23 protein-coding genes and 1 tRNA gene are annotated in these 26249 nt (G+C 59.1%); 10 read left to right on the top strand and 14 right to left on the bottom strand.

The genetic code is table 11. From position 1 onward, the window contains the following. Positions 1 to 4 precede the first annotated feature (4 nt). From recN to EGI20_RS03540, 5 genes are all read left to right on the top strand, one after another. Entirely contained in the window at positions 5 to 1666 is a 1662-nt protein-coding gene (gene recN / locus EGI20_RS03560; protein WP_498629682.1) for a DNA repair protein RecN, read from the top strand. A gap of 70 nt (positions 1667 to 1736) precedes the next feature. Beyond that, a tRNA-Ser gene (locus tag EGI20_RS03555) sits at positions 1737 to 1824 on the top strand. Positions 1825 to 2166: 342 nt separating this feature from the next. After that, positions 2167 to 2775: a trimeric intracellular cation channel family protein gene (locus EGI20_RS03550; protein WP_124734509.1), complete on the top strand. Its 609-nt coding sequence runs from the start codon at positions 2167 to 2169 to the stop codon at positions 2773 to 2775. A gap of 91 nt (positions 2776 to 2866) precedes the next feature. Then, complete coding sequence (locus EGI20_RS03545) at positions 2867 to 3007, top strand: hypothetical protein (protein WP_498629680.1); 141 nt, start codon at positions 2867 to 2869, stop codon at positions 3005 to 3007. Between the two features lie 129 nt (positions 3008 to 3136). Then, entirely contained in the window at positions 3137 to 3262 is a 126-nt protein-coding gene (locus tag EGI20_RS03540; RefSeq protein ID WP_498629679.1) for a hypothetical protein, read from the top strand. Between the two features lie 41 nt (positions 3263 to 3303). Here EGI20_RS03540 and EGI20_RS03535 read toward each other — a convergent pair whose 3' ends face one another. Together EGI20_RS03535 and EGI20_RS03530 are read right to left on the bottom strand one after the other, a co-directional pair. Further along, on the bottom strand, positions 3304 to 6105 hold the full coding sequence (locus EGI20_RS03535; RefSeq protein ID WP_498629677.1) for a DNA translocase FtsK: 2802 nt from the start codon (positions 6103 to 6105) through the stop codon (positions 3304 to 3306). A gap of 77 nt (positions 6106 to 6182) precedes the next feature. Continuing rightward, positions 6183 to 7016: an AcrVA2 family anti-CRISPR protein gene (locus EGI20_RS03530; RefSeq protein ID WP_498629675.1), complete on the bottom strand. Its 834-nt coding sequence runs from the start codon at positions 7014 to 7016 to the stop codon at positions 6183 to 6185. Between the two features lie 132 nt (positions 7017 to 7148). Here EGI20_RS03530 and EGI20_RS03525 point away from each other — a divergent pair, with 132 nt between their 5' ends. The 5 genes from EGI20_RS03525 to EGI20_RS03505 all read left to right on the top strand — a co-directional run bounded on the left by EGI20_RS03525 (position 7149) and on the right by EGI20_RS03505 (position 13057). Next, entirely contained in the window at positions 7149 to 8021 is an 873-nt protein-coding gene (locus EGI20_RS03525; protein ID WP_498629673.1) for an NAD(P)-dependent oxidoreductase, read from the top strand. Further along, on the top strand, positions 8015 to 8788 hold the full coding sequence (locus tag EGI20_RS03520) for a hydroxypyruvate isomerase family protein (RefSeq protein WP_498629671.1): 774 nt from the start codon (positions 8015 to 8017) through the stop codon (positions 8786 to 8788). The genes EGI20_RS03525 and EGI20_RS03520 overlap by 7 nt, the downstream gene beginning before the upstream one ends. A gap of 74 nt (positions 8789 to 8862) precedes the next feature. Continuing rightward, a complete protein-coding gene (locus tag EGI20_RS03515) occupies positions 8863 to 10023 on the top strand; it encodes a pyridoxal phosphate-dependent aminotransferase (RefSeq protein ID WP_498629669.1) in 1161 nt (386 codons plus the stop codon). Positions 10024 to 10458: 435 nt separating this feature from the next. Then, complete coding sequence (locus EGI20_RS03510) at positions 10459 to 11778, top strand: DEAD/DEAH box helicase (protein WP_498629668.1); 1320 nt, start codon at positions 10459 to 10461, stop codon at positions 11776 to 11778. A gap of 91 nt (positions 11779 to 11869) precedes the next feature. Further along, positions 11870 to 13057 (top strand): alkaline phosphatase family protein, encoded by a 1188-nt coding sequence (locus EGI20_RS03505; RefSeq protein ID WP_498629666.1) that lies wholly within the window; start codon positions 11870 to 11872, stop codon positions 13055 to 13057. Here the strand turns inward: EGI20_RS03505 and EGI20_RS03500 are convergent. The 12 genes from EGI20_RS03500 to recR form a co-directional block, all read right to left on the bottom strand. After that, on the bottom strand, positions 13054 to 14046 hold the full coding sequence (locus EGI20_RS03500; RefSeq protein WP_498629664.1) for a hypothetical protein: 993 nt from the start codon (positions 14044 to 14046) through the stop codon (positions 13054 to 13056). The two genes, EGI20_RS03505 and EGI20_RS03500, sit on opposite strands and share 4 nt — an antisense overlap. Positions 14047 to 14065: 19 nt before the next feature. Further along, positions 14066 to 14794, bottom strand: coding sequence for a pseudouridine synthase (locus EGI20_RS03495; protein ID WP_124734518.1), 729 nt, complete (start codon positions 14792 to 14794; stop codon positions 14066 to 14068). A 65-nt stretch (positions 14795 to 14859) separates the two neighbouring features. Then, positions 14860 to 15807, bottom strand: coding sequence for a DMT family transporter (locus EGI20_RS03490; RefSeq protein WP_498629662.1), 948 nt, complete (start codon positions 15805 to 15807; stop codon positions 14860 to 14862). A gap of 197 nt (positions 15808 to 16004) precedes the next feature. Then, positions 16005 to 16448 (bottom strand): OsmC family protein, encoded by a 444-nt coding sequence (locus tag EGI20_RS03485; protein ID WP_124734520.1) that lies wholly within the window; start codon positions 16446 to 16448, stop codon positions 16005 to 16007. 12 nt (positions 16449 to 16460) lie between these two features. Further along, positions 16461 to 17477: a 3-deoxy-7-phosphoheptulonate synthase gene (gene aroF / locus EGI20_RS03480; RefSeq protein ID WP_498629660.1), complete on the bottom strand. Its 1017-nt coding sequence runs from the start codon at positions 17475 to 17477 to the stop codon at positions 16461 to 16463. 40 nt (positions 17478 to 17517) lie between these two features. Further along, positions 17518 to 18618 carry a histidinol-phosphate transaminase gene (hisC, locus tag EGI20_RS03475; RefSeq protein WP_498629658.1) on the bottom strand — a complete coding sequence of 367 codons (1101 nt, stop codon included), beginning with the start codon at positions 18616 to 18618 and terminating at the stop codon, positions 17518 to 17520. A 49-nt stretch (positions 18619 to 18667) separates the two neighbouring features. After that, positions 18668 to 19258: an LOG family protein gene (locus EGI20_RS03470; protein WP_498629656.1), complete on the bottom strand. Its 591-nt coding sequence runs from the start codon at positions 19256 to 19258 to the stop codon at positions 18668 to 18670. A 70-nt stretch (positions 19259 to 19328) separates the two neighbouring features. Then, positions 19329 to 20402, bottom strand: coding sequence for a prephenate dehydratase (gene pheA, locus EGI20_RS03465; RefSeq protein ID WP_124734523.1), 1074 nt, complete (start codon positions 20400 to 20402; stop codon positions 19329 to 19331). Positions 20403 to 20669: 267 nt separating this feature from the next. After that, positions 20670 to 21884 carry an MFS transporter gene (locus EGI20_RS03460; protein WP_498629654.1) on the bottom strand — a complete coding sequence of 405 codons (1215 nt, stop codon included), beginning with the start codon at positions 21882 to 21884 and terminating at the stop codon, positions 20670 to 20672. A 79-nt stretch (positions 21885 to 21963) separates the two neighbouring features. Further along, a complete protein-coding gene (locus EGI20_RS03455; protein ID WP_498629651.1) occupies positions 21964 to 24921 on the bottom strand; it encodes a bifunctional diguanylate cyclase/phosphodiesterase in 2958 nt (985 codons plus the stop codon). Between the two features lie 156 nt (positions 24922 to 25077). Continuing rightward, positions 25078 to 25257, bottom strand: coding sequence for a hypothetical protein (locus tag EGI20_RS03450; protein ID WP_498629649.1), 180 nt, complete (start codon positions 25255 to 25257; stop codon positions 25078 to 25080). A 209-nt stretch (positions 25258 to 25466) separates the two neighbouring features. Next, positions 25467 to 26063 (bottom strand): recombination mediator RecR, encoded by a 597-nt coding sequence (gene recR, locus EGI20_RS03445; RefSeq protein ID WP_498629647.1) that lies wholly within the window; start codon positions 26061 to 26063, stop codon positions 25467 to 25469. Between the last annotated feature and the right edge of the window lie 186 nt (positions 26064 to 26249).

Genomic DNA, 26249 nt, shown 5'->3' with positions numbered 1-26249 from the left:
CAACATGCTGCTATCGCTCTCCGTCCGCGACTTTGTCATTGTCGATGCCTTAACGCTGGAATTCGACCACGGCTTTACCGTACTCACTGGTGAAACCGGTGCAGGCAAATCCATTATCCTCGATGCCTTGGGCCTGTTACTGGGCGACCGAGCCGAAGGCGCACAAGTGCGTAGCGGTGCCGACCGGGCCGAATTGTCGGCCGTCTTCGACATTTCACGCCTGCCCGAACTGGGACTCTGGCTGACCAGCAACGATCTGGCCGGTGACGAGGGCGAACTGCAGCTACGCCGCAGCCTGGATAAAAACGGCCGCTCCAAAAGCTTTATCAACGGTCAGATTGCCACCCTCGCCCAACTTAGGGAAATCGGTGACTATCTGGTTGATATTCATGGCCAGCATGCACACCAATCGCTGGTGCGCCCCGATATGCAACGTGGCCTGCTCGACGCCTATGCCGGTTCGACCTCACTCGCACGCGACGTTCAGGCAGCATGGCAGGACTGGCAAAGCGCGCGCCGCGCCCGCGAAGAGGCCGAGCGCATGAGTCGCGAATCGGAAGTCGAACGCGAGCGGCTGACGTGGCAGATAGGCGAATTAAGTGAGCTGAACCTGCAGCCCGACGAGTGGCACCCGCTCAACCAGCAACACTCGCGCCTGGCCAATGCGGTCGAACTGGCACAAAGCGCCCAGCACGCGGTGGACGCCCTGTCCGAGATTGACGGCAACTGCCTGTCCATCCTGACCCAAGTACAAAGCCGGCTATCCAGACTGGCCGGCGTCGACCCGCGCCTGGCCGAAACGCTGGCCCTGCTGGATTCGGTCGACGCCGAACTCAGGGAAGTCGTCTACAGCCTGCGCGACTACGCCTCGGACTTGGACGAAGACCCGGCAGAGCTGGCGCGCATCGAAAGCCGCATCGACACCCTGATCAGCGTGGCACGCAAATACCGTAGCCAGCCGCAGGATCTGGCGGAAAAGCTGGCCGACTGGCAGCGCCAACTGGCCGCACTGGAAGCCAGCACCGATCAGGAGGCGCTGACACTCGCCGAAGCAAGCGCGCTGGCACGCTATCGTACGCAAGCTGAAGCCCTGTCCGCCAAGCGCCGCCAGGCAGCCGGCGAGCTGTCTACCCGCATCGCCGGCGAAATGCAGCGTCTGGCCATGGGCGGTGCCCGCTTTGCCATCGAACTGGCCGCGCTGGCCGAACCAACCGCCCACGGACTGGAGTCGATCGAATATCTAGTAGCAGCTAACGCCGGCAGCACACTCAGGCCACTTGCGAAGGTCGCCTCCGGCGGAGAATTGTCGCGCATCAGCCTGTCCATGCAGGTCGTGATCAGTCAGGTGGCTGCAGTGCCAACACTGATTTTCGATGAAGTCGATGTCGGCATCGGCGGGCGCGTGGCCGAGGTAGTCGGCAAACTGCTAAAAGAGCTGGGCAGCCACTATCAGGTACTGGCCATCACCCACCTACCCCAAGTCGCCTCCTGTGGTGACGCGCACTGGCAAGTGGCTAAGGAAGAGACCGCTGGCCACACCGTCAGCCGCATCATCCCGCTTGACGAAACCCAGCGGGTCAACGAACTTGCCCGCATGCTGGGGGGCGAGGAAATCACCGAAACAACCCGCCAACATGCTGCAGAAATGCTGGCGGCCAACGCATAAGGCACTAGCAAATACCAGGATAATCCGGTATTATGCGCAACTCGATCAGCAATGCATCGAGCACGCTTTAGGAGGTTTGGGTGAGTGGTTTAAACCAGCAGTCTTGAAAACTGCCGACGGGAAACCGTCCGTGAGTTCGAATCTCACAGCCTCCGCCAAAATTCAAGCCCGCCGAAACCCAGTAAAATCAGCCGCAAGGCTTGATTGACAAAGGTTTACGGTGGGTTTTTTTTTGTCCGACGGCCAAGGTAACGCAGATTAAGATGGATTATTCTGCCCCAAACCTGTCCCAAACAGGCGCAACTGCAAATCCGGCAAACACGACATACCCGCCAGACGGAGGACGCGCACGCATTCTTCGCAAGACTCCTGACCATGTCGCGGTGCGTCTTACTATTACGCGCCTCCGCAGTTGACTTGCCCATAAGCGAACACTACCATCGACTCCCCCCTGACTGGGGCTCTAAATATTTCACGCGATTTAAGCAAGAACACCATCCATGCTGACCATTATCTACCTGATAGCCATTACGGCCGAAGCCATGACCGGCGCCCTGGCGGCAGGCCGGCGCAATATGGATATCTTCGGCGTCGCCGTCATTGCCTTTTTGACCGCGTTAGGTGGCGGCACCGTGCGCGATATCGTACTGGGCCGCTTTCCCATAGGCTGGACGCAGCACCCCGAATACATTTATCTGGTACTGTTCGCCGGTATGGCCGCGATTCCGCTGGCACGCACCATCCACCGCCTGTCACCAGTTTTCCTGTTTCTGGATGCACTGGGACTGGTTGCCTTCACCCTGATAGGCTGTAGCGTGGCATTAGAAATGAAGTATGCAGAACCGGTCATCATCATGGCCGGCATGATTACCGGCATCGCCGGCGGCGTGATCCGTGACGTACTGTGCAACCGTGTACCCGTGGTCTTCCGTCAGGAACTGTATGCCAGCGTGTCGTTTATTGTGGCGCTGGCTTATTTGTTAATGAGCAAGCTGGGCATTCCGGAGGGCATCACCATAACAACCGGCTTTGTAGTGGGCGTGACACTGCGCATGCTGGCGCTGCGCTGGCACTTGAGTCTGCCGGTATTCTCCTGGGAAGCCAAATAAACTCAAGCCTTGCCCTTGTACAGCGCACATTGTGCACCCACACTCAGATAGTCAGGGCAACTGCCCTGAGGCCAATAGAGGGGACTTCCATATGGACATGCTGACTCCAGCTTTCTTGGCACTGGCCATCGCCTTGGTGCTTTTTTTCACTCTGCCACGCAAGCCGGCACCCAAACTGATCCCGATACGCATCCGCGAGCGCGAACAAACGCGCCGCCGCCCCATGCGCTAAACGCCATCGGTACAGCCAATTAACGCGACCTTGTGTCGCGTTTTTTGTGTCCGCCTTGCCCTGCCTGCTTGCATGTGCCAGAACAAGAAGGCGAAGCCCCTGCTTCGCATCGTACACAGGAGTTCAGCGATGAAAAACCAGCCGCCAAGCAGTCCCCTGCCCGGCCTGTTGTTTACGCGTCAGGGCAAAGCCAAATCCTCGCCGCCCCGCATCAGCCCGCTACCGGTACGCCACCGCATCGGACGCCACACCTGAAAACTAAAGAAGCCGGCATCCGCCGGCTTCTTTATGTACGCTTAAAACTCTCGCTGCGGCACCAACACCGTGCGGTTGCCGTTGTTTTCCATCGCACTCACAATACCGGACGCCTCCATCTCCTCAATCAGGCGCGCCGCCCGGTTATAGCCTATACGCAACTGGCGCTGCACCGACGAGATCGACGCTTTGCGCGTACGCAGCACAATCTCGACCGCCTCGTCGTACAGCGGATCGGTTTCGCTGGCGCGCTGAGCCGATGCGCCCGCAGCCTGCGACTCGTCATCCGCCACCGCTTCACCGGTCAAAATACCGTCGATATAGTCCGGCTCGCCATATTGCTTGAGATGCTCGACAACTGCATGCACTTCGTCGTCAGTGACGAAGGCGCCATGCACGCGCTGCGGGTAACCGGTACCTGGGGGCAGGAACAGCATATCACCCTGCCCCAGCAGGCTCTCGGCACCCATCTGGTCGAGGATGGTGCGACTGTCTATCTTGCTCGACACCTGGAACGCAATACGGGTCGGAATATTGGCCTTGATCAGGCCGGTGATCACGTCCACCGACGGGCGCTGGGTGGCCAGAATCAGGTGGATGCCGGCCGCGCGCGCCTTTTGTGCCAGACGCGCAATCAGCTCTTCGATCTTTTTGCCGGCCACCATCATCAGGTCGGCAAATTCGTCCACCACAACCACGATAAAGGGCAGGTGCTCCAGCGGTTCCGGGTCGTCCGGGGTCACGGTAAACGGATTGGTCAGACGCTGGCCACGCGCCTCGGCCTCGCGCACTTTCTGGTTGTAACCGGCGAGGTTACGCACACCCAATGCACTCATCAGGCGGTAGCGCTTGTCCATTTCGCCGACACACCAGTTCAGCGCATTGGCCGCCAGCTTCATATCGGTGACCACCGGCGCCAGCAGATGCGGAATATCGTTGTAAACCGACAGCTCCAGCATCTTGGGATCGATCATGATGAAGCGCACCTCCTCCGGCGTCGCTTTATACAGGACGGACGCAATCATGGCGTTCACGCCGACCGACTTGCCCGAGCCCGTGGTACCTGCCACCAATAGGTGCGGCGCTTTGGCCAGATCCATCACTACCGGCGCACCGGTAATATCCTGCCCCAGACACAGGGTCAGCTTGGAGCGCGAATCCTGAAAAACATCGGCGGAGAGAATCTCGGACAGCCGTATCATCTGCCGCGTCGGGTTGGGCAGCTCCAGCCCCATGCAGGTCTTGCCGGGTATGGTTTCCACCACGCGAATGGAGGCCAACCCCAGCGCACGCGACAAATCCTTCATCAGGTTGACGACCTGATTACCGCGCACCCCGACTGCCGGTTCGACTTCATAACGGGTAATCACTGGGCCTGCATAAGCATCGACCACCGAAACCTTGACCTTGAATTCGGCCAGGCGCTCCTCGATCACGATGCCACGTTCCAGCAGCATCTCTTCGTTGCACACCGTGCTCTTTTCTTCGGCCGGACGCAGCAAACCCAAAGAAGGCAAGGGAATCGCATGATAAGCAGGCATGCGCACTGCGGTACTCTGGACGGGAGCCGCAGGCACAAGTGCGACACTGCCTTCGGCAGGCGAAGCCGCAGAACTTACCGGCTGAGCCGGTTCATCCAGCATCTGCCACACCAGCGTGGCAGGCGCAGACGCCGGAATTGACTCTGGCTCTGATACATCTTCGATCAGGTGCCACACCACATCGGCTTGTTGCACAGGGGCCGAAGGGGTAACAGACAACGGGACAGAAGGAGGCACAACAGGGGCAGGCCCGGCTCCGACGCCCGCTTGGAGCGCCTCGCAGACAGGGGCTGGCGGCGTAATGGCCGCAGGCTCAAACACCGCAGCAGGCGCAGCAGGCGCAGCAGCTTGATACGCTGGCGGAATCGCCACAGCCTCTTGCACGGGCGGCACCCCCTCAAGCTGCACTGGAGCGTCGGCCGGCACAATCTCTGGAAATGGCTCGGCAACCGGCACAGGTGCAAACGGCGAAGAAGCTGGCGCATCGGCCGGCATCAGCGGCGTCTCATCCGCTGGTGGCACGTCAACGCGTGCGCGCGCAGGAAAGACTGGCGCCGGGGACGCTGGGGCAACGGGCGGCCGTGACACCACTTCAGCAGCCGGACGGAACGGTGCATCCAGCACCTTGCCGCTTAACTTGAGCCCAGGCTGCGCGATGGGCGGTGCTGTTTTAGCCGGCCGTACCACATCGACCAAGGGCAAGGATGATTTTTTCACCACCGCCCGTGGCGGGTGCAACTCCTTGATATTCTCGCGCACGCTGACAGGATCAATCAGCGGCAACGTCTCGTCAGGGACAAGCCGGCGCTCGTTCCTGGCCGCCAGACGCTGACGGCGCGCACTCTCAGCCATATTTTGCTGCACGTCTTGCAGACCGATCACCGGAATATCGCTACGCCGTGGCTTGGCCTGCACCGGCGCTGGCGTCTTGCGCAAATGACGCGGCAAGGTGGTAATGATTTCCGCCGCCGGCAAGTCGCGCCTTGCGCCAGCTCCGGCAGCCTCTGCCCCGCCCTGCAGCACAGGCTTGGCGTTAAGCGGGGCTTGTCCGGCAGCGCGCACAGGCAAAGCCTCGGCCTGTGCGACCTCCGGCTCGACCCGTGCGCCGGAGACCGGATGCGGCAGCGTCTGCCTCGGACTCCAGTCATCTGGCTGATCACGCGCTTCCGACGCATAGATAAAACCAAACACACGCAGCTTCAGCGCCCGCAGCCTGGCAAGGCGCAGGCGTCCGCTTTTCACCAGCCAGAAGGCACCCGCCGCACCGCCTAGCACCACCACCGCAATAAAGGCCAACAGCATCAACAAAACCCGGAAAAGAATCAATACAGGAGAAATGATTGTACGCGAGCAGCGGCCTTTACGTCAGCCGCCATGCCTTAGCGCGGCAGCACCCAGACCAGACGCGAATGCGCCTTGCCCTCACCAAAAGCCTGACGCCGCCAGTAACCCTGGGTTTGCGGTGTGTCCAGAGCAGGCAAATCCTCGACGCGGCAATACGACACTTCGGAAAATCCCTCTTTCAACAGCGTGCTGCGCGCCTTTTGTCTGGCTTTGTGGCTAGTTTCATCATTAGCCTGTACCACCATCTCTAGCGGCGCGGCACTTTCCCATGTTCGCACCAGACTGGCGCGCGGCTGAGTCATCAGCGCAAGGCCATTGATTACCGCCGCCAGCAAAGGCTGCCAGGCCTCATCTACTGCCGCAATTTGCTCGGCCAATTCACCCGGATAACTGATGCGCAGCGATGCAATCGCCTCGGCCTCGACCAGCCATGAGGTGGAATCCAGCCCCAGTGTGTCACCCATCAACACCAGATCCAGCGCGGCATCGGCTTCGTCATGATACAGGCAGGCACCGCCCAGACCTTCGACATGCACAAAACAGGCGCGAGCCGGCAAGGCCAAGGTATCCGGCAGATTAGATGGCAAGCGGGTATACGCCAGCGCAGCGGTCAGCGCCGGCTCAAAATGGACAATCACCCGCCCTTCACGCACAAAGCAGCCATACGCCAAGGCCAACAAACCCTCGCTATGACGCGCAGCATCCGGCACCGGAAAAACCTGGGCGGCACGATCCAGTTCGCGGCGGGCCACTTCGGCCAGCTCTTCACTGGCCTGCTCCATTTTCAGCGTCTGGCTGAAGATTTGTCCCGCACGCTTGGCCCATGGGCGGGTTGCGGCATAACGCTGGACGGCGTACTGCATAGCCATGGCTCGACCTCCGAAAAAAGAGCGCATTCTAGCGAAAGCAGCGCTACAACAGAAGCCATCCGCCAAGTAATGACATTGGCAGCCATCCTGATTAACATAACCCACATCAACTATCGCATCACAGACTTTCCTATGGCGACCATTGCATTTCTCGGCCTCGGCCTGATGGGTTCACGCATGAGCCGGCGCCTGGCTGCCGCAGGCCATCAACTCTTGTTATGGAACCGCACGCCGCGCCCCGAGCTAGCACTGCCCGCGCATGCACAGTGGGTGGCGACACCGGCGGCGGCATGCCGCGCAGACATCATCATGTGTTGCGTATCGGATGGCGCAGCCATGCAAGACATCGTGTTCGGTGAACAAGGCATCGCCAGCGCGGGCCGCCGCGACCAATTGCTGGTCGATTTTTCCAGCATCTCGCCCATCCTGACCCGCGAAATGGCGCGACAACTGTACCAGACAAGCGGCATGCACTGGGTTGATGCCCCGGTCTCCGGCGGCACCCAAGGTGCCGAACAAGGACGGCTTATTATCATGGCAGGGGGGCGCGAAGAGGATATGGCACGACTACGCCCGCTGACTTTGCCGCTGGCGCAAAAGCTGACCCATATGGGCGAGGTAGGCGCCGGACAAACCAGCAAACTGTGCAACCAGCTGATTGTCGCCAGCAATGCCTTGCTGACTGCCGAAGCCGTCCATCTGGCCACACGCAGCGGTGTTGATGCCCGCGCGCTGGCACCGGCGCTGGCTGGCGGTTTTGCCGACTCGCTCCCTTTGCAGATTCTGGCGCCGCGTATGGCTGAGGGTCGCTTCGAGCCGGTGCAATGGAAAGTCTCGACCCTGCTTAAGGATCTGGACAATGCCCTGGCACTGGCAGAGGGCTGCGATGCAGCCTTGCCGCTGGCACAGCGCGCGCGTGAATTGATGGCGCGCCATGCTGCCAGCGGCTTTGCCGATGCCGACCTGTCCTCACTGATCAATAGCTATGGCGCGATATCATGCTGAAGCTTTCGGCCAATGTTTCCATGCTTCTAAATGAGTATCCCTTAGCCGAGCGACTGGCACGCGTGGCGCAGGCAGGCTTTGATGCGATAGAAGTGCAATTTCCCTACAGCGAGCAGCAGACACAATGGCAGCAACTGCTGGCCCGGCATCACTTGCGCTGCGTACTGATTAATGCGCCGGCCGGTGACCTGATGCAAGGCGGCGCAGGACTGGCCGGTGCACCGGGGCGCGAGGCCGAATTTGCCCGCGCACTGCAACAGGCTTGCGACTGGGCACAAGCACTGAACGTCGAGGCGGTCAATATACTGCCGGGACGACTGGCTGCGGCCACCACGCAGGAGGCCGCACTGGACACACTGGCAGGCAATCTTGAACTGGCCGCCAGTCGTCTGGCTGACATCGGCGTACGCTGCACCTTCGAGGCGATCAACCGCTTCGATATGCCTGGCTTCCTGATAGACAGCAGCCACGCCATGCTGAGCATGCAGGATAGGGTAAATCATCCCAATTTGTGGCTGCAATACGACCTCTATCATATGGCACGCATGGGTTCGGAACTGGCGGACGAACTGATGGCCTTATGGCCGCGCATCGGCCACATCCAGTTTGCCGACGTCCCGGGGCGTGGTGCACCCGGTAGCGGAAAGCTGCCCTTTGATACCCTGTTCCCCCTATTGCAAAAGCTGCCCTACCCCTTCTGGTGTGGTGCGGAGTACCGCATGCAAGGCGACACTTTCATTTGGAAGAACTTTTTATCAAATATTTGATGGGTATCAATATCTACCAATAAATTCCCGTTCAGAATAAGCGCACACCATTTCTGAGAAATTAGGGGATAAACATGGATCGCCGCACACTGCTTAAATCATCCGGCCTGTTTATGGGCGCACTCGGGCTCTCCACGCTGGCCTCCCGCGCCGCCATCGCAGCACCTGTTCAGAGCGCCACACAGGGCAGCGCAGCCTTCATCCCTTCCGCCAAGACCCCTTTGCTACTCAACTTCAACGAAAACTCGCTGGGGATGTCACCCAAGGCACAGGCTGCCATCATCAACGAACTGCCTGCAGCCTTTCGCTACCCCGATGATGCCCGCGCAGCACTGATCAGCACCCTGGCCAAGGGCAACGGCCTGAGCGACAAGCACGTCACGATGGGCAACGGCTCCTCCGAAGTCATCCAGATGGCCATTCATGCCTATTGCGGCAAAGGCACCCAACTGGTGTGCCCGGACCCGACATTCAACTACGCCGAACTTTATGCCGAGCCTATGGGCACCACCATTACCAAGGTGAAACTGCAAAAAGATACGCTGGCAATCGATCTGAAAGCCATGCGCGCAGCCACCGAGAAGTTTGCCGGTGTCAGCGTGGTCTACCTGTGCAACCCGAACAACCCGACAGCGACCATCACTCCGGCCGCCGATATCGAAGCCTGGATCAACTCCGCGCCAGAGCGCGTCTTCTTTATCGTGGACGAGGCTTACCACGAGTATGTCACCGATCCACGTTATGCTTCGGCCGCCCGTCTGGTACAGGCTGGCAAGAAAAACCTGGTCGTGGCCCGCACCTTCTCCAAAATCTATGCGCTGGCGGGACTGCGCATCGGTTACGGTCTGGCTGCGCCGGAAACCATTGCCCGTCTGGATACCTGGGCCTCCATCGACAACACCAACCTGCCCGCCGCCATCGCCGCCAATGCTTCGCTGCAAGATACGGCCTTTATCCGCCAGAGCCTGAGCACCACCGCTCAGTCGCGCAAGATTGTGACCCAGGCACTGGACGAATTGAAGCTGGCCTATCTGCCATCACACGCCAACTTCATCTTCCACCGCGTTAACAGCAGCAGCGCTGCCTATCGCGAGAATATGAAAAAAATGCATATTATGGTGGGCCGCCCATTCGACCATACCGATGGCTGGAACCGCCTGACGCTGGGCACACCGGCTGAAATGCAAGCCTTCGTCAAGGCACTCAAGACACTGCGCCAGCAAAACCTGGCCTGAACGGCGACTTGGCTGATTTTCTCCTCCCTTGGGCGACTTGGTCGCCCTTTTTTGCGCCATGCGCGCCAGCCTGCCCAGCACAAACCAGCGCTTAGAAATTTTTCTCACCCCGGTCAATGGCTGATAGAAAATCAACTACTTAGCCACCCTTATTTGCAAAACACACTTGCAAGATCAAGTATTTTCGCGTATCTTGCGCCCCTCACATCACCGCCGGGCCTGCCGCTCCATTGCCGGCTCCGGATGCATAGTTTCATCGTCCCTGACCGTTATTAAGCTTCGACCTTGCCATGTCCTTTCGTACGGACCGCTGTTCGCCGCTTTGCCTGGTTAGTGCCGATGATGTACGGCCCCCAGAGTTGTGATTTCGCATCGGGCCGAATAAGCGCCAACCTACAGGCACTGCACGCCGGACATCCGGCACGAAAGGATAATATGAAGTTTTCCGAACTGGGTATTGACCCCTCCATTCTGAGCGCACTTGACGACGCGGGTTACACCGATCCGACTCAGGTTCAGCTTGAAGCTATCCCTGCCGCTATCGCTGGCAAGGACCTGCTGGTTTCCGCGCAGACCGGCTCGGGCAAGACCGCAGCCTTCTTGCTGCCTGCCCTGACCAAGATGACCCAGCGCACCGACGTCAAGAGCAATGGCCCGCGTGTACTGGTACTGACCCCGACCCGCGAACTGGCTCAGCAGGTTGAAAAAAATGCACTGGAATACGGCAAGAACCTGCGCTGGTTGCGCACGGTCTGCCTGGTTGGCGGCTCGCCATTCGGCTTCCAGATCCGCGCCATGACCCGTCCTATCGACCTGATGGTAGCCACCCCAGGCCGTCTGATGGATCATATGCGCTCGGGCCGTATCGACTTCTCGCGACTGGAAATGCTGGTACTGGACGAAGCCGACCGCATGCTGGACATGGGCTTTATCGAAGATATCGAGACCATCGTGGCCGCGACCCCGGCCGAACGCCAGACCGTTCTGTTCTCGGCCACGCTGGATGGCACCGTGGGCAACCTGGCCCGCAAGCTGACCCGCGACCCGCAGCGCATCGAAGTTGCCCGCACCGAAACTGGCGGCAATATCGAAGAACACCTGCTGTACGCAGACGACAACCGTCACAAGGAACGTCTGCTCGACCACATCATGAAAGAAGCCGGCTTTGACCAGCTGGTGATTTTCACCGCAACCAAGATCGGTTCGGAAGAACTGGCCGACAAGCTGTCCGACAAGGGCTACCAGGCTGCCTGCCTGCACGGCGACATGCCGCAAAGCTGGCGTAACCGCACCTTGAACGACCTGCGTCGCGGCCGCATCAAGGTTCTGGTTGCTACCGACGTAGCGGCGCGTGGTATCGATGTACCGACCATCACCCACGTCATCAACTACGATCTGCCAAAGCAGGCGGAAGACTATGTGCACCGTATCGGCCGTACCGGTCGTGCCGGTCGTGACGGCGTAGCCATCACCATCGCCGAGTCGAAAGAGTTCCATCGCGTACGCCGCATCGAGCAGTACCTGAAGCGCCAGATTACTGAAGGCGTGATCGAAGGCATGGAGCCGACCCGCCGTCCGCCAAAAGGTGGCCCTAAGCGTCACACGCAGCAACGTCGTGGCGGCCCGGGTGCCGGCAATAGCTACGGCGATCGTCGCCCAGGTAGCGGCAACGGCGCCAGCCGTGGTGGCCCGCGTCGCGAAGGCGACCGTCGCCCAGGTAGCGGCGGCAGCGAACGTCGTTCCTACAACGACTGATAGAGCATAAAAAACGGCATCTTCGGATGCCGTTTTTTTGCCTGAATGCCAGCCAATACGGCAACAACCTTCTTCTAAAGCTCTGTCGCTTATGATTCGCCTGCTGTCCGACGAATGCCACTGGCCCGACTATGCCGGCCACTGCCTGACCAATCTGGTAGCTTCACTGGCCCATGCATTGGGTGCACCTGCCTTGCATCCGCCTTTGTCCGGCACGGCTCTTGCCGACCTGCAGGCTGATGGGCGCGATATTGCACTCTTAGTCGTAGACGGCATGGGTGACAACCAGCTGGCACGTCACGGCCCGCACTCGTTTTTGCGCGCCCACCAGCAAGGCACGCTGACCTCGGTCTTCCCTTCGACCACGGCCAGTGCTATTACGACTTTGCAAACGGGTGCCGCGCCGGCACAGCACGGACTCACCGGCTGGGAAATGTGGGATACAGACAGCCAGTCCATCATCCTGCCGCTGCCGCTGACGACCCGCTATAGCGAAAACTCCCGGCAAACCCCGCAGACACTGGCAAAAAACCTGTTTCAGGCGCACTCATGGTTCGACCAGATCCAGCGCCCGGCCTACGCTTTGCTGCCGCAACGCCTGATCCACTCTCCGTATAGCATCCACCAGACCGGGCGAGCCAAGCGCATCGGCCACACCCATTGGGGCCAGCTATTCGAACAACTGCATGAACTGGGCACTCAGCAAGAAAAACCAGGCTTTATCTATGCCTATACCGCCCAACTGGATCATGAAATGCATGATGTCGGGCCTAACGACTGGGCCATCAGCCGCAGCTTCAATCTGCTGGACGAAGAGGTAGAACGCTTTTGCCAGCGCAAGCGCACCCGGCCGATGACGCTGATTATCACCGCCGACCATGGTTTTACCAGCACGCCCAAAGCCCAGCGCCTGCAGTGGGAACAGCTGTCCGCCAATCTGCGCGGCAAGTTGCGCCGGCCACTATCCGGCGAAGGGCGGGTGCGGTTTTGCCACACCCACGACGCAGAAGCCGGGGCATTTATCGAACTGGCACGCGAAGAATTGGGCGATAAGGCTTGGGTACTAAGTGGCAGGGAATTGATAGAAGCCGGCGTATTCGGCCCTGCGCCCTACCATCCGGCACTGGCGAGCCGCATCGGCGATGCGGTACTGCTGATGAAACCGGGCTATACCTTGCGCGACACCCTGCCCGGAGAAAAGACAGTCAGCCTGCAAGGCGCCCATGGCGGGGTCAGCCGCGAAGAAATGCGGGTTCCGCTGATCCGTATCGATCTTTAAGCCAGGCGTTCGCTCCAGGCCTTCAAGGCCTGCCGGGTGATACGCACCGGCACCACTACCCGCTCCATAGGTTCGATACGGCCAAAGGTCACCGTTTCCATACTCAGCGCAATACCATCTTCGCCATCACCAGGCGAGCGCACGATCCCCATGCGGTCAAGCAGCAACTGCTCGTTGCGTACAGCCAGATACTGCTCAGGCGCATTGCTGACCCGCTTCACTGTCTCCAGTTTGCCTTCCAGCGTCGCTATCGGTGCCAGTTCGGTCAACTCCTGATCAATCTCGGCAAGATACGCCAGCAACTCGGCCCGCGAGTCAGGCAGGCGCTCGCTTCCAGGCGTGGCATCCACCACCACCGCCTTGCCCGACAGGGTCGCCAGCTTAAGTTCCACCTGGGTTTTTTCCGTATTCAGGCTCTGCAAACGCCCTGCCTGCAAGGCGATACGCCGTGCCGCCACGGCGGCGAGGGCATGAAACGCACGCTGCACCGCCTCCTGACGCAAACCTTGTTCGCTATTGCAGATACCTACCAGCCTGTGCCCGCCAAAGCTGACCACCGTCTGCGCAACATCATCCAGCAACTGGCCATTACGCAAGGCACTACCGAAATGACGCTTCTGGTAACACTGCATCACCAGCAAGGCATAAGCTTCATCGCCATGGCTTGCATGCAGAAAATACTCGCGCAAGGCTTTGCTGCCATCCAGCACGCCAAGCAGAACATCCGGGGTAGCGAATAGCAGACCGACCCGGCGATCGACGTTATAGCCTTGCGGCGACAAGTCCAGCGCCGGGGCAAGACTGCCCGCCAAGGTTTCGGCGTAGGCGCGCGAACGCACAACGCCCGTTTTCAGGCGATCGCGCCAGCCGGGCAATAATTCTATTTTGGGTTCGGCGACCTGCACCAGCGTCTGGTAGTACACCTCCAGCTCGCGCTGCTCGTGCCCCAAACCCAGGATATTCATGATCCATTGCCACAGCTTGCTCATTTGATCTACCCCATCTCAATCAGAACTTCTCGCCGGCGGCCAGATAGCGCCATTTGCCTACCGGCAAATCGCCCAGCATGACCTTGCCGATACGCACCCGCTTCAAGCCGATAACCCGCAAGCCCACCAGCTCGCACATGCGGCGAATCTGGCGCTTCTTGCCTTCGCGCAACACAAAACGCAGCTGGTCTTCATTTTGCCAGGCAACCTGCGCCGGCAGCAATTTCTTGCCATCGAGCTCCAGACCGTGATTCAACAGCGCCAGGCCTTGTGCCGACAAGGCACCGGACACGCGCACCAGATACTCTTTATCGACCGAAGAATTTTCCCCGATCAGATGCTTGGCCACCACACCATCTTGCGTCAGCACCAACAAGCCGATGGAGTCGATATCCAGACGCCCAGCCGGTGCCAGTCCTTTCAGATGCTCGCGGGCAAAGCGGATACCGCTCTGGTCACCCTTCCACTGATTGTCCGGCGTAATCAGGACCGAGGCCGGCTCGTAGCCGTCTTCTGCCTGACCGGACACATAACCGATGGGCTTGTTCAGCAGCACAGTCACCCGGCGCGCCTGCGCCTGACTGGCGCGCTTATCCAGCTCGATGCGCTGACCGGCAACGACTTTTTGCCCAAGCACGGCGACTTGCCCGTCCACCTTGACCCAGCCCTGCTCTATATAGCTGTCTGCCTCGCGGCGCGAACACAGCCCGAGTTCGGCAAGGCGCTTGGATATACGGACAGATTCCATGAAACCACTCCAACTGAAAAGGGCAGCTCAAGGCCGCCCGTTACAAAGTAGCTTATTGTAAGGCATCACGCCGCTTTGCGCCCGACTTCAAACAGGAAACGGCGATAAACCCCATCCGGCAGCGAGCTGATAGCAATACCGGCGAAAATGGTCGCCAGACCCACGGCATGGTAGGCATAGACGGCCTCCCCCAGCAGCAGAATGGACAATAAGGCACCGAATGCCGGCATCAGATAAAGAAAGCTGGCTGCGCGTGTACTGCCGATCACGGCAATGGCCCGGTTGTACATCAGAAAAGCCAGAATGGACGGGAAAACGCCAAGATAAATCAGCGCCAATACCGTGCCCGTGCCGGCCGTGGGCAGGCTCTGGCCGCGATACCATTCATACCCGGCAAAAGGCAGCAACAGCACCACACCAATGGCAAACAGGATCGTCATCTGCAGCACGGCGGGAATGCCGGGCTTAAGCTTGCGCAAGCCTACGGTGTAACAAGCCCAGCACAGGCCGGCAGCCAGCACCCCCACATCCCCGATACCCAAGTGAAAGCGCAACAGCGCATGCCAGTCTCCGCGCAGCACAATCACCAGCGCCCCGCCCAAAGCCAGCAACATGCCGGCTACCTGCTTGCGTGTCAGCCCCTGGCGACTGAGCACGGCCCCCAGCACCAGCACCAGTACCGGTGTCAGACTATTAAGCACCACCGCATTGGTGGCCGTAGTATGGCGCAAGGCGATGTACAGCAGCGTATTGGTCAAGGCAATGCCGGTCAGACCCAGCATCAACAACACCCGCCACTGCGCGCGGACAAGCGGCCAACTCTGACGAAAACGGGGCAAGGCAAAAGGCAGCAGACACAAAAGCGCCAGCATCCAGCGGGCAAAAGCCAGCGTAAACGGCCCGATACTGCCGCCCAATGCGCGCCCGACAATGAAGTTGCTCGACCACATCAAAATGGACAGCACCAGCATGGGGTAAGTCAGGCGGGACAATACGCAAGGGCTAGTGGGCATGGCATCATTATCGAATAAAGCGGTAGCTGCATTTTAACTGCCAGCCGATTTCGCCTTAACCAAAATAATGCCAAAAACATTAATTTTATTGCCAGAACAAAGAAGAGCTTAGGTATAAGTTGCTTAATTTGTTAATTTCGTAAAATTAATCACCAAAGCCACTCGCTACGCCAAGCCCTGCTTCATCGACCGCATCGCTATTTCAGCCGGGAGCCATCCACATCCAGCACCACCACGTCCACCGTGATGCCCTGCCGTATGCTCTGGGTGACGGTGCAATAGTCCTCGAAGCTGGCCAATACCCGTTCTACCTGGGCAAGTGTGGCCGCCGGCTTGCCCAGCTTAAGCGTGACGGCTATCGATTCGACGCGCAAACGCTTCTGTGCATTACGCCCCAGCACGCAACTGGCCTCGGCGCTCAAAGGCGCAACATCCTGCTTGAACTTGCCAAAGGCAAACAGCAGGCTGGCGCACAGGCAATTGGCCGCCGCAGCCACCAGCAACTGCGATGGCGAAGGACCGCTATCCTCCCCCAGAGGTGGTGGCTCGTCAGTCAGCAATACCGGCGCGCCATGGCCAAACTCGTTGGCAAAGCGGTAATGCTCGACTTGCTGCAGCGACACATGCAACTCTCCTGCCATCTCGACTCCCCTTTACAGTTCACGCCCCAAGGCCGGGGCCAGCACAGCCAGTTGCTGCATCAGCTGGGCAAACGCTTGCGGATCCAGTGCCTGATCGGCATCACACAAGGCTTCGGCCGGCTGCGGATGCACTTCTATCATCAGGCCATCGGCACCGGCAGCCAGCGCCGCCATAGAGAGTGCCGGCACCATCCACGCCTTGCCGCCGGCGTGGCTTGGGTCGGCGATCACCGGCAGATGGGTTTCACGCTTGAGTAGCGCAATGGCAGACACATCCAGCATATTGCGGTAGGCCGTCTCGAAGCTTCTGATGCCGCGTTCGCAGAAAATAATATTGTGGTTGCCGCCGGCGGCAATGTATTCGGCCGCCATCAGCCACTCATTGACCGTCGCGGCCATGCCGCGTTTGAGTACCACCGGCTTGTTGATGCGCCCGACCTCTTTGAGCAGGTCGAAGTTCTGCATATTGCGCGCGCCGATCTGTATCACATCGACGTCGTACTCGAGAAAGGTGTCCAGCTGGCGCACATCCATCAGCTCGGTCACCACCGGCAAACCATGCGCACGCCCCGCCTCCAGCAGCAAGTCAAGACCGGCCACGCCCAGACCCTGAAAGCTGTACGGGCTGGAGCGCGGCTTGAATGCCCCACCGCGCAGCAGACGCGCACCCGACACTTTGACGGCCGCAGCGGATGCATCCATTTGCGCCGCCGTTTCGACCGAGCAGGGCCCGGCAATCAGCTGCAGCTGCTTACCACCGAAGGGAATGCCGCGCACGTGCACGACACTGTCGCTACCATGCACCTCGCGCGCAACCAGACGATAGTCCTTGAGCACGCGCATGGCGCGCTCGACGCCATCCATCAGTTCGAACATATCGGCCGACAACACCCGCTCGTCCCCCACCGCACCGATAATGGTGCGCTCGGTGCCGCGCGACACATGTTCGGACAGACCGTGGGCGCGAATCTTGCCAACCACGGCGGCAATAGCGGCCTCACCCGCACCGCGGGCCATCACGATAATCATGCGCTCTCCCTCCCTTTATCCATAAAGCCCAAGTCTGCGCCTAGCGCAGCGCGGCTTCCAGCACTTCGATAAAGCGGGCATTTTCTTCTTCCAGCCCGATACTGACGCGCAAGCTGTTTTTCATGTTGTAAGACGCCAGCGGACGCACAATCACGCCATGGCGCAATAAATAGGCATTCAGTGCCGCCGCATCGCCGACATGGAAGGTCACGAAGTTGGCAAACGACGGGATATAGGGCAAGTCCAGCCGCGCCAGCGCCTCGGTCAGCTGCGCCATGCCCTGCCGGTTAAGCGCCACCGCACGCGCCAGAAAATCCGCATCGTCCAGCGCGGCCACCGCCGCAGCCTGCGCCAGGCTATTCACATTAAAAGGCTGACGCACGCGATTGATCATGGCGACGATAGCGGCACTGGCCAGCGCAAAACCGACGCGCAGCCCGGCCAGGCCATAGGCCTTGGAAAAGGTACGCGACACCAGCAAATTGGGGAAACGGGCGAGAAAGCCGATTACATCGGCGCGCAGCTCGGGCGCCAGATACTCGGTATATGCCTCGTCCAGCACCACCAGCACGTCTTCGGGTACGGCTTCAAGAAACTCAAGCAAGGCACCGGGCTTGATCAGCGTGCCGGTCGGGTTATTGGGGTTGGCGATAAACACCAGCCGCGTCGAAGGCTCGATCGCCGCAAGCATCGCATCCAGATCATGTCCGTAGTCGCGCGCCTTGACTTCAATGGCGCGCGCCCCGGTCGCCTGCGTCACCAGGGGGTAAACGGCAAAAGCGTATTCGGAGAAAACCACCGAGTCGCCGGGGCGCAAAAAAGTACGCGCAACCAGTTCGAGAATGTCGTTGGAGCCGTTACCCAGCAGTACCTGATCCTGCGTGACGGCAAAACGTTCGGCAATGGCCGCTTTAAGCGCGAAACCGTTACCATCCGGATAGCGCGCCAAATCGGACAGCGCCACCTCCAGCGCTGCACGCGCCTTGGGCGGCAAACCCAGCGGGTTTTCATTGGAGGCCAGCTTGACGATGGCCGCTTCATCCAGCCCCATCTCGCGGGCCAGTTCGGAAATGGGTTTGCCGGCCTGATAAGGCGCAATGGCACGGATATAGTCGGGCGCGCGTTCAGCCAGATTCATCATGGTTTTCCTTGTTGATTATTGTGAGCCCCCGCACGGACGGCGAGGTGCTTTAACCGTTCTTGGCATCCACCCATTTGAGGGTGTGGCGCGGCTGATGGTTTTCCAGCGCATGCAATAGCTCGGGCAGATGTTTTTCGGCGGCAAACAGCGACAGGTTTTCCGGCCGGGCGAAACCTTCATCCACTGCATGCCGGGTCATGGCCAAAAGCGGATCGAAAAAGCCGGCCACATTCAACAGGCCGACCGGCTTGTCGTGCACCGCCAGTTGCGCCCAGGTCAGGATTTCAAACAGCTCGTCAAATGTACCGAAGCCGCCGGGCAAGGCAATAAAGGCATCGGACAGCTCGGCCATTTTCGCTTTGCGGACATGCATGCTGTCGGTGATATAAAGCTCGGTCAGCCCCAGATGGGCGACTTCCTTCGACTTCAAAAATTCGGGAATCACCCCGATCACCTTGCCCCCCGCGGCGAGGCAAGCATCAGCGGCCACGCCCATCAGCCCGACATTGCCGCCACCGTACACCAGGGTAATGCCGCGCTTAGCCAGCTCAGAACCAAATGCACGGGCCGCTTCGGCATACTCTGGACGGGCGCCGTGGCGCGAACCGCAAAACAGGCAGATCGATTGGATAGATTTCATGTACACCACTTGAAAATTGACAGGTTCTTGCGCCTGGCAGGACACAAGAACCCGGATAGAACACAGCCGCTCAGATCACCGCTTGCGGATAGGAACCCAGCAACTTGACGTAGGATGCGCGCGCGCGCAGCGCTTCCAGCGCCTCGGCCACATGGGGCTCGCTGCAATGCCCTTCCAGATCGATAAAGAACACATAATCCCACAGCCCGGCACGCGAAGGGCGCGACTCGAACTTGCTCATCGATACGCCACTGGCAGCAATCGGGGCCAGTAGCTGGTGCACCGCACCGGGCCGGTTGGGCGCGGATACCACGATGGATGTCCTGTCCTTGCCGGTGGCGCCCACATCCTGAAAACCCAGCACCAGAAAACGCGTGGTGTTATTGGGTTCGTCTTCTATGCTGCCCGCCAGCTTCTCCAGATTGAAGCGCTCGGCCGCTGCCTGCCCGGCAATGGCCGCCGCCGTCGGGTCAAGGCTGGCCAGGCGCGCCGCCTCGGCATTACTGGCAACCGACACCCGCTCAACCTCGGACGGCAGGTTTTTGTTCAGCCATTCGTGACACTGGGCCAGCGACTGGGCATGCGAATAGACACGGCGTATGCCGGCCAGACCGGGTGTTTTACGCAATAAATGATGGTGGATGCGCAGCACCACCTCGCCGCAAATCTTTAGCGGCGTCGTCACCATCAGGTCCAGCGTGCGCCCGACCGCACCTTCGGTCGAGTTTTCCACCGGCGCGACCACATAGTCGAGCGTGCGCGCTTCAACCATGCGGAACGCCTCGTCTATCGAGGAGCAGGCCACCACATGGGCGCCATGACCGAAATGCTTGGTCGCCGCCAGTTGACTGAATGTGCCTTCCGGCCCGAGAAAGGCAATGGACAAAGGCTTTTCCAGCGCCAGACACTCGGACATGACCTCACGAAACAGGCGCGCCACGGCTTCGTCCGGCAGCGGCCCCGGGTTCAGGTCCTGAATGCGCCGCAATACCTGCGCTTCGCGTTCGGGCCGGTAGATCACGCCCCCGCCCTTGATTTCGCCGATCTCGCGCGCATGCAGTGCACGCTGGTTGAGCAAATGAAGGATATCGACATCGATCGCATCGATCGCGTCGCGATGCTGTTTTAGTAGATGGTCTGACACATGACTCTTTCGCAATCACAAACTATTGTTTACCGATGGCATAAGTGTGTGCGAGATGGGCGGCTGTCGCAAGCGCCACGGCAATAAAAGCGCGGCCCTGACCGTCATTTCCTTGCGCCATCCCCGGACAAGCTCAGCCCTCGCCCGGGCGATATCAGCTACACGCGGCAATCACATTGGCGGCATCGATGATAAATACCGGCTGCAAATAGGCGAGAAATACCAAGACAAGCACCCACACAAACACCGTCAACCACAAGACAGGCTTCACCCTGCTGCCTCTGCCTGCTGCATCACATGCGATGGCTGTTCACGTATCGGCAGGCTGGCCAGACCGGCAACCACGCCCAGCGCCATGGCAATCAGCCAGACCGGCAGATAGCTGCCGCTCGTGTCGTAAACCAGCCCGCCCAGCCATACACCGAGAAAACTGCCGATCTGGTGTGATAAAAACACCGCGCCAGACAGCATGCCCAGATGCTGTACGCCAAACTGGGTGGCAATCACGCCATTGGTCAAAGGCACGGTGGACAGCCATAAAAACCCGATCGCAGCCGCAAATAGCGAGACCGACAGGGTCGACAACGGAAACAGCAAAAACAGCCCGATCACGATGGCGCGGGTGAAATAAATGCCGGCCAGCAAATGCGGTTTGCTCCGCCGCGAACCCAGTTCGCCGGCGGTAAAGGTACCAAAAATATTAAACAGGCCAATTAAAGCCAAGGCCAGACTGGCGGTGGCACCGGACATGCCGTGATCTTTAAGATAGGCCGGCAAATGAACGCCGATAAACACCACCTGAAAACCACAGACAAAGTAGCCGACCATCAAGAGGCGAAAGCCCTTCTCCTGCCATGCCAGCGTAAACACCCGCACCATACCGGCCAGTATCGAACCGTTCGCCCTGAGCGGACGTTTGGCATCCATCGCCGCCGGTATGCGCACAAAAGGCAGAATCAGCAAACTCATGGCCGCCAGAATCAGCAGCGCCGGCAACCAGCCCAAGCCGTCTATCAAGCCGAGTGTGGCCGGCACCATGGCAAACTGGCCGAAAGAGCCGGCCGCCGCCGTCAGCCCCATGGCGCGTGAACGGTAGGCCGCCGGCACGATACGGCCAACCACGCCAAATACCACGCTATAGGTGGTGCAGGACAATGCCAGCCCCAGCACCAGACCGGCTGAGCCGGCAAACAAGCCAGGGGTAGCGGAAAGCGTCATCAGCGACAGACCCAAGGCATAGAGCAGCGCACCGGCTGTCAACACCCGGCCCGGGCCATGACGGTCTGCCAGTGCCCCGGCAAAAGGCTGCGCCATACCCCACACCAGGTTTTGCAAGCCGATGGCAAACGCAAAAGCCTCACGTCCCCAACCGAACTCCTGCGTCAATGGCGGCAGAAAAAAACCGAAACCGTGACGTATACCCATGCTCAGCGACACAATCACGCCACACGCCAGCAGCAAACGGACGATGGGTCTACCCATGCTGCCTCCTGCTTACATTCACACTACCTTGCATCGCACACTTTCTCTTAGGGTCAGGCCGGACATTCAGAAACACGCTTCAATCCACAACAAGACAGGCCGGCCGGCACGCCAATTGTTCAAACTGCATCAGGGGCAACGGCTGGCTGAATAAGTAGCCCTGATAGCTCAGGCAGCCAGAAGAGGCCAGCAAGTTGCGCTGATCTACCGTTTCCACGCCTTCCGCAATCACACAAATCCCCAGACTACGGCCCAGCGCCAGCATGGCGCGCACAATCACAAGATCGGTCGGATCGGTAAACAGATCGCTCACAAATGAGCGGTCTATCTTGAGTTGGTCAAGCGGTAGATGTTTCAAGTAAGACAATGAGGAATAGCCGGTACCGAAGTCATCCAGCGACAGGCCTATGCCGTACTCTTTCAGCACATGCATGCGGCTGACCACCTCTTCGGCATTGTCCAACACCAGACTTTCGGTCAACTCAAGTTTCAAGCGCTGCGGACACACTTCATATCTGTCCATCAGCGCCAGCACTTGTTCGACAAAAGCGGGGTGACTGAACTGGCAGGAGCTGACATTGACCGACAACGACAAACCTGACAGTTGCGGATTGTCAGCCCAGCGTGCCAATTGCAGGCACGCGCTTTCCAGCACCCATAAGCCGATGGGAATAATCAGCCCACTTTGCTCCGCCAACGGGATAAAGTCATCCGGCGACACCAGCCCTCGCTCGGGATGCCGCCAACGGATCAATGCCTCGGCCCCTTGCATACGGTCTTGCATATCCACCTGCGGCTGGTAGAAAAGCTCGAACTGCCCTTCTTCCAGCGCCCGGCGCAGGTCTTGCTCAAGCTGGGTCTGTCTGGCAATCACCTGCTGCATCTTGGCATCGAAAAAACTCAGGGCATTGCGCCCGCAAGATTTGGCATGATAAAGCGCAGCATCACCGCGCTTTAAAAGCTCGTCGACCGACAATGTAGCATCAGCAAAAAGCACAATACCCATGCTGGCTGAACACTGGTACACCCGCGTACTGCCGGCTTCATCCAATGCCAAGACATAAGGCTTATTCACACAATCCAGTAATTTCTGTGCCACGGCCTCTGCTGCCTGACGCGCAGGCAAACTTCCCTCCAGGTCAGGCAAAATCACGACAAACTCGTCCCCGCCCAAGCGGGCGACGGTATCGCACTCCCGCAGGCTGCTACGCACGCGACTGGAGAATTCAAGCAGTAACTGATCGCCGGCAGCATGACCCATGCTGTCATTGACTGCCTTGAAATTATCCAGGTCTATCACCAGTAAAGCGCTTTGACGCTGATAACGGGCGCTGGCGGCGAGCACCTGCGCCAAGCGATCAAGCATCAGACGCCGATTGGGCAACTGGGTCAGGGCATCGTAAAAAGCCAGTTGCTCGATTTTCTCCGCCGCCAGCTTATGCTCTGTCATATCCCAGCAAAACCCGAGATAGCCCAGAAAATTATCCTGGCTATCGTAACGCGGGCTGCCCTCGTCACGCACCCAGCGATAGCTGCCATCGGCATGGCGCAGACGATAGTCCCGGCTAAAGTCTCTGCGCTGGACAAAGGCTGAACGCCCGGCCTCCGAACAGGCGGCTACATCATCGGGGTGCACCCCAGCCAGCCAGCCCAAACCCAGCTCCTGCTCAAGCCCACGCCCGGTAAAGCGCAACCAGGGCTCGTTGAAATAGTTCAGTAATTGCGTTTGATCCGACGTCCAGATCAGAGCACTGCCGCCATTGGCCAGGGTGCGGAAATGTTTTTCACTATCATGCAAACGGATTTCTGCCTGTTTGCGCTCGGTAATGTCATGTGCCACGCCAAGCACGCCTATCAGTACACCATCGGATGCATACATCGGTGTCTTGCTGGTTTCAAACATTCCCTGATAACCATCAGCGGCAAACGTCAGCCTCTCTTCGTTCCGGCTCAAGCCCGCCGCCGCTATCGCAATCCTGTCTTGCTGCCGAAAAAAATCGGCCTGTTCAGCGCTGACAAAATCGTAATCCGTCTTGCCGACAATATTGGCTTCACGCGCGCCAAACAGGCGTTCAAATGCGCTATTGCAAGCGAGGTAATAGCCGTCGGCATCCTTCAGCCAGACAGGCTCGGGAATGGTTGCCAGTAATGCACGCAGGCGTGCACGCTCAACATCCAGCTGGCGGTAAGGCGCACTTACGCCCGAGGCGTAGATCGCGCGATACACCATCAGATAAGCCAGCACTTTGTAGATATGACCCAACAGATTGAACAGATCGGTCACATCGCCATACAAGGTAAAAAACAACTCAGCCAACGCCTGTATCCAGGCAGCGGCGGCCAGCAACTGCGGCCCTTTTTTACGCGTGTGCAATCCCCGGCGCAACAGCAGCGCAGCCGCGCCACCATATAGCAGCGCCAACACATATTCACTGCCGATCTTGAAATCAGTCAGCCCTTGCCCGGCAATAAAAGTGCGTGGCAACCATTCGCTACGCAGCAAGCCGACAAACCAGACACCAAGCGCCAGTGCACATGCCGCTGCGAGCGCAGCATAACAAGCGGGTTCAGACCAGTGCTTGTCTGGTCGCAGTGCAACATATAACAAGACAATGGCAGCCACATAGCGCCCGGCCAGCCAGAAATTGATGGCTTTCTCCGCCCCACCAGGTGTAACCAGCTCCGGCATGCCGGCATAAGAAAGCATATGGACGAAGTCGATCAGGCAAACGGCAAGAAAGCCCACCCCCAATAGCATCCGGTTGCTGTTGTTTCCCTCGTGCCGCAAGTTCCAGGCCAGAGAGAACACCATAACGGAAACCGCCATGGAGAAAAACTCGAGCCCGCTGTGCAGCGGCAAATAATGTAGAGGCAGAGGGAAAAATTTTAACGCCGGCAAAGCCTGACCACAGGCCAGCAAAACCGTTAACGCCAGCGCGAGCTTCGCACCGGCAGGCCAGCCATAAGCGGGCAAAGGCGAGTTCCACAGCGCGTGATGGAAGGCAGTACCCTGCCGGGGCGGGACAGGATGACTCATAGGGTGCTCCTGCAAGAGCAATCAAGGCGTTTTACAATAATGCAATTATCATTAAATACTAGACAATAAGCAACCAATAAGCATTACTGTGCCTCGGTGCCCTCTGACGTATGCTTCCTTTTCCACTGAATGCCGGCATAAAAAAAGACCGCTTTATCAGCGGTCATGTTTGAGGCCCATTTCATTGTCCCAGCGCCGGGACTCGATCTCTTTTCTGGCATCATTGCGTAGCCTGTCCTGCTCGGTGCAGCGTACCGGCCCACCTACCGCGCGGTTACGAATGGCCCGCATCGCATTGATACGATCCCTTTCCATCAGAAACATGCTTCGGTTCATGCTGGCTCCTGTACGCTGATTCAAGATGAATTGCTGCAGCTTTCCAGTGATGCATAACGCTTGTGGCGTTGCATCATCATCGCACAAACAGACATAGACACAAGGGTGTAAAAACAGAAAAAGCCTGTTGTCACCCAAAATTAATACGTGAGGGCAAAACAACAGGCCATAAGCAAGCAAACTGCAAAGGTATTACCTTGTGTGGCAAATCAGACACTACGCCGCTCATACACCGCCTGCGCCAGCGTACCCAGGTCGATATGCTCCAGCTCCCCCCCCACCGGCATGCCGCGGGCAATACGGCTGACCCTGATGCCACGCGCCTTCAACAGCTCGCTGATCATATGTGCGGTGACCTCGCCTTCAGCGGTAAAGTTGGTGGCAATCACCACCTCCTCGACCACGCCATCCTGCGCCCGCACCAGCAGTCGGTCCAGATTGGCCTCGCGCGGCCCCAAGCCCTCCATCGGCGACACCCGCCCCATCAGCACAAAATACAGGCCGTCAAAGCATTGCGCCTGCTCCAGCATCAACTGGTCGGTGGGCATTTCCACCACACACAGCAAATCCTGACGCCGCGTCTCGTCGCTGCACAGATTGCACAAAGGGGTTTCGCTGAAGGTATTGCAGCGCTCGCAGTGGGTCAGATGGGTCAACGCACGGTCGATGGCGCGCGCAAGCTTTCCGGCTCCCTCCTGATCGCGTTGCAGCAAATGGTAGGCCATACGCTGCGCCGATTTGGGGCCGACGCCGGGCAAAACTTTAAGGGCGGCAATCAGATGATCGAGGGCGGGCGGGTTTTTCATGGGAAAGGATCCGGGATAAGGGTTCGGGGATCCGTACAAGCGGTGGCAAGCAGCGCGCTATGCTGCGCTGACGCCCAAGGCAACAAAGGACAAGCGACAGAATCCCCGACTCCGTCGCCCGCCCTTACTCAGATCAGAACGGCAGCTTCATGCCGGCAGGCAGGTTCAGGCCCTGCGAGAAACCGG

This window comes from Aquitalea sp. S1-19, from assembly GCF_024343515.1.
Note: the sequence above shows the minus strand (reverse complement) of the source record. Positions and strands in the feature narration are given on the sequence as shown.

Excerpts from the sequence above, each read along its gene's own strand:
- EGI20_RS03450 (WP_498629649.1), bottom strand. The coding sequence starts at position 25,257 with ATGAACCGAAGCATGTTTCTGATGGAAAGGGATCGTATCAATGCGATG.
- EGI20_RS03535 (WP_498629677.1), bottom strand. The coding sequence starts at position 6,105 with ATGCTGTTGGCCTTTATTGCGGTGGTGGTGCTAGGCGGTGCGGCGGGT.
- EGI20_RS03495 (WP_124734518.1), bottom strand. The coding sequence starts at position 14,794 with ATGGAATCTGTCCGTATATCCAAGCGCCTTGCCGAACTCGGGCTGTGT.
- EGI20_RS03545 (WP_498629680.1), top strand. The coding sequence starts at position 2,867 with ATGGACATGCTGACTCCAGCTTTCTTGGCACTGGCCATCGCCTTGGTG.
- EGI20_RS03485 (WP_124734520.1), bottom strand. The coding sequence starts at position 16,448 with ATGGCAGGAGAGTTGCATGTGTCGCTGCAGCAAGTCGAGCATTACCGC.
- recR (WP_498629647.1), bottom strand. The coding sequence starts at position 26,063 with ATGAAAAACCCGCCCGCCCTCGATCATCTGATTGCCGCCCTTAAAGTT.
- EGI20_RS03525 (WP_498629673.1), top strand. The coding sequence starts at position 7,149 with ATGGCGACCATTGCATTTCTCGGCCTCGGCCTGATGGGTTCACGCATG.
- recN (WP_498629682.1), top strand. The coding sequence starts at position 5 with ATGCTGCTATCGCTCTCCGTCCGCGACTTTGTCATTGTCGATGCCTTA.
- hisC (WP_498629658.1), bottom strand. The coding sequence starts at position 18,618 with ATGATGAATCTGGCTGAACGCGCGCCCGACTATATCCGTGCCATTGCG.
- EGI20_RS03515 (WP_498629669.1), top strand. The coding sequence starts at position 8,863 with ATGGATCGCCGCACACTGCTTAAATCATCCGGCCTGTTTATGGGCGCA.
- EGI20_RS03460 (WP_498629654.1), bottom strand. The coding sequence starts at position 21,884 with ATGGGTAGACCCATCGTCCGTTTGCTGCTGGCGTGTGGCGTGATTGTG.
- EGI20_RS03490 (WP_498629662.1), bottom strand. The coding sequence starts at position 15,807 with ATGCCCACTAGCCCTTGCGTATTGTCCCGCCTGACTTACCCCATGCTG.
- EGI20_RS03470 (WP_498629656.1), bottom strand. The coding sequence starts at position 19,258 with ATGAAATCTATCCAATCGATCTGCCTGTTTTGCGGTTCGCGCCACGGC.
- EGI20_RS03455 (WP_498629651.1), bottom strand. The coding sequence starts at position 24,921 with ATGAGTCATCCTGTCCCGCCCCGGCAGGGTACTGCCTTCCATCACGCG.
- EGI20_RS03500 (WP_498629664.1), bottom strand. The coding sequence starts at position 14,046 with ATGAGCAAGCTGTGGCAATGGATCATGAATATCCTGGGTTTGGGGCAC.
- EGI20_RS03550 (WP_124734509.1), top strand. The coding sequence starts at position 2,167 with ATGCTGACCATTATCTACCTGATAGCCATTACGGCCGAAGCCATGACC.
- EGI20_RS03530 (WP_498629675.1), bottom strand. The coding sequence starts at position 7,016 with ATGGCTATGCAGTACGCCGTCCAGCGTTATGCCGCAACCCGCCCATGG.
- EGI20_RS03510 (WP_498629668.1), top strand. The coding sequence starts at position 10,459 with ATGAAGTTTTCCGAACTGGGTATTGACCCCTCCATTCTGAGCGCACTT.
- EGI20_RS03505 (WP_498629666.1), top strand. The coding sequence starts at position 11,870 with ATGATTCGCCTGCTGTCCGACGAATGCCACTGGCCCGACTATGCCGGC.
- EGI20_RS03540 (WP_498629679.1), top strand. The coding sequence starts at position 3,137 with ATGAAAAACCAGCCGCCAAGCAGTCCCCTGCCCGGCCTGTTGTTTACG.
- EGI20_RS03520 (WP_498629671.1), top strand. The coding sequence starts at position 8,015 with ATGCTGAAGCTTTCGGCCAATGTTTCCATGCTTCTAAATGAGTATCCC.
- aroF (WP_498629660.1), bottom strand. The coding sequence starts at position 17,477 with ATGATTATCGTGATGGCCCGCGGTGCGGGTGAGGCCGCTATTGCCGCC.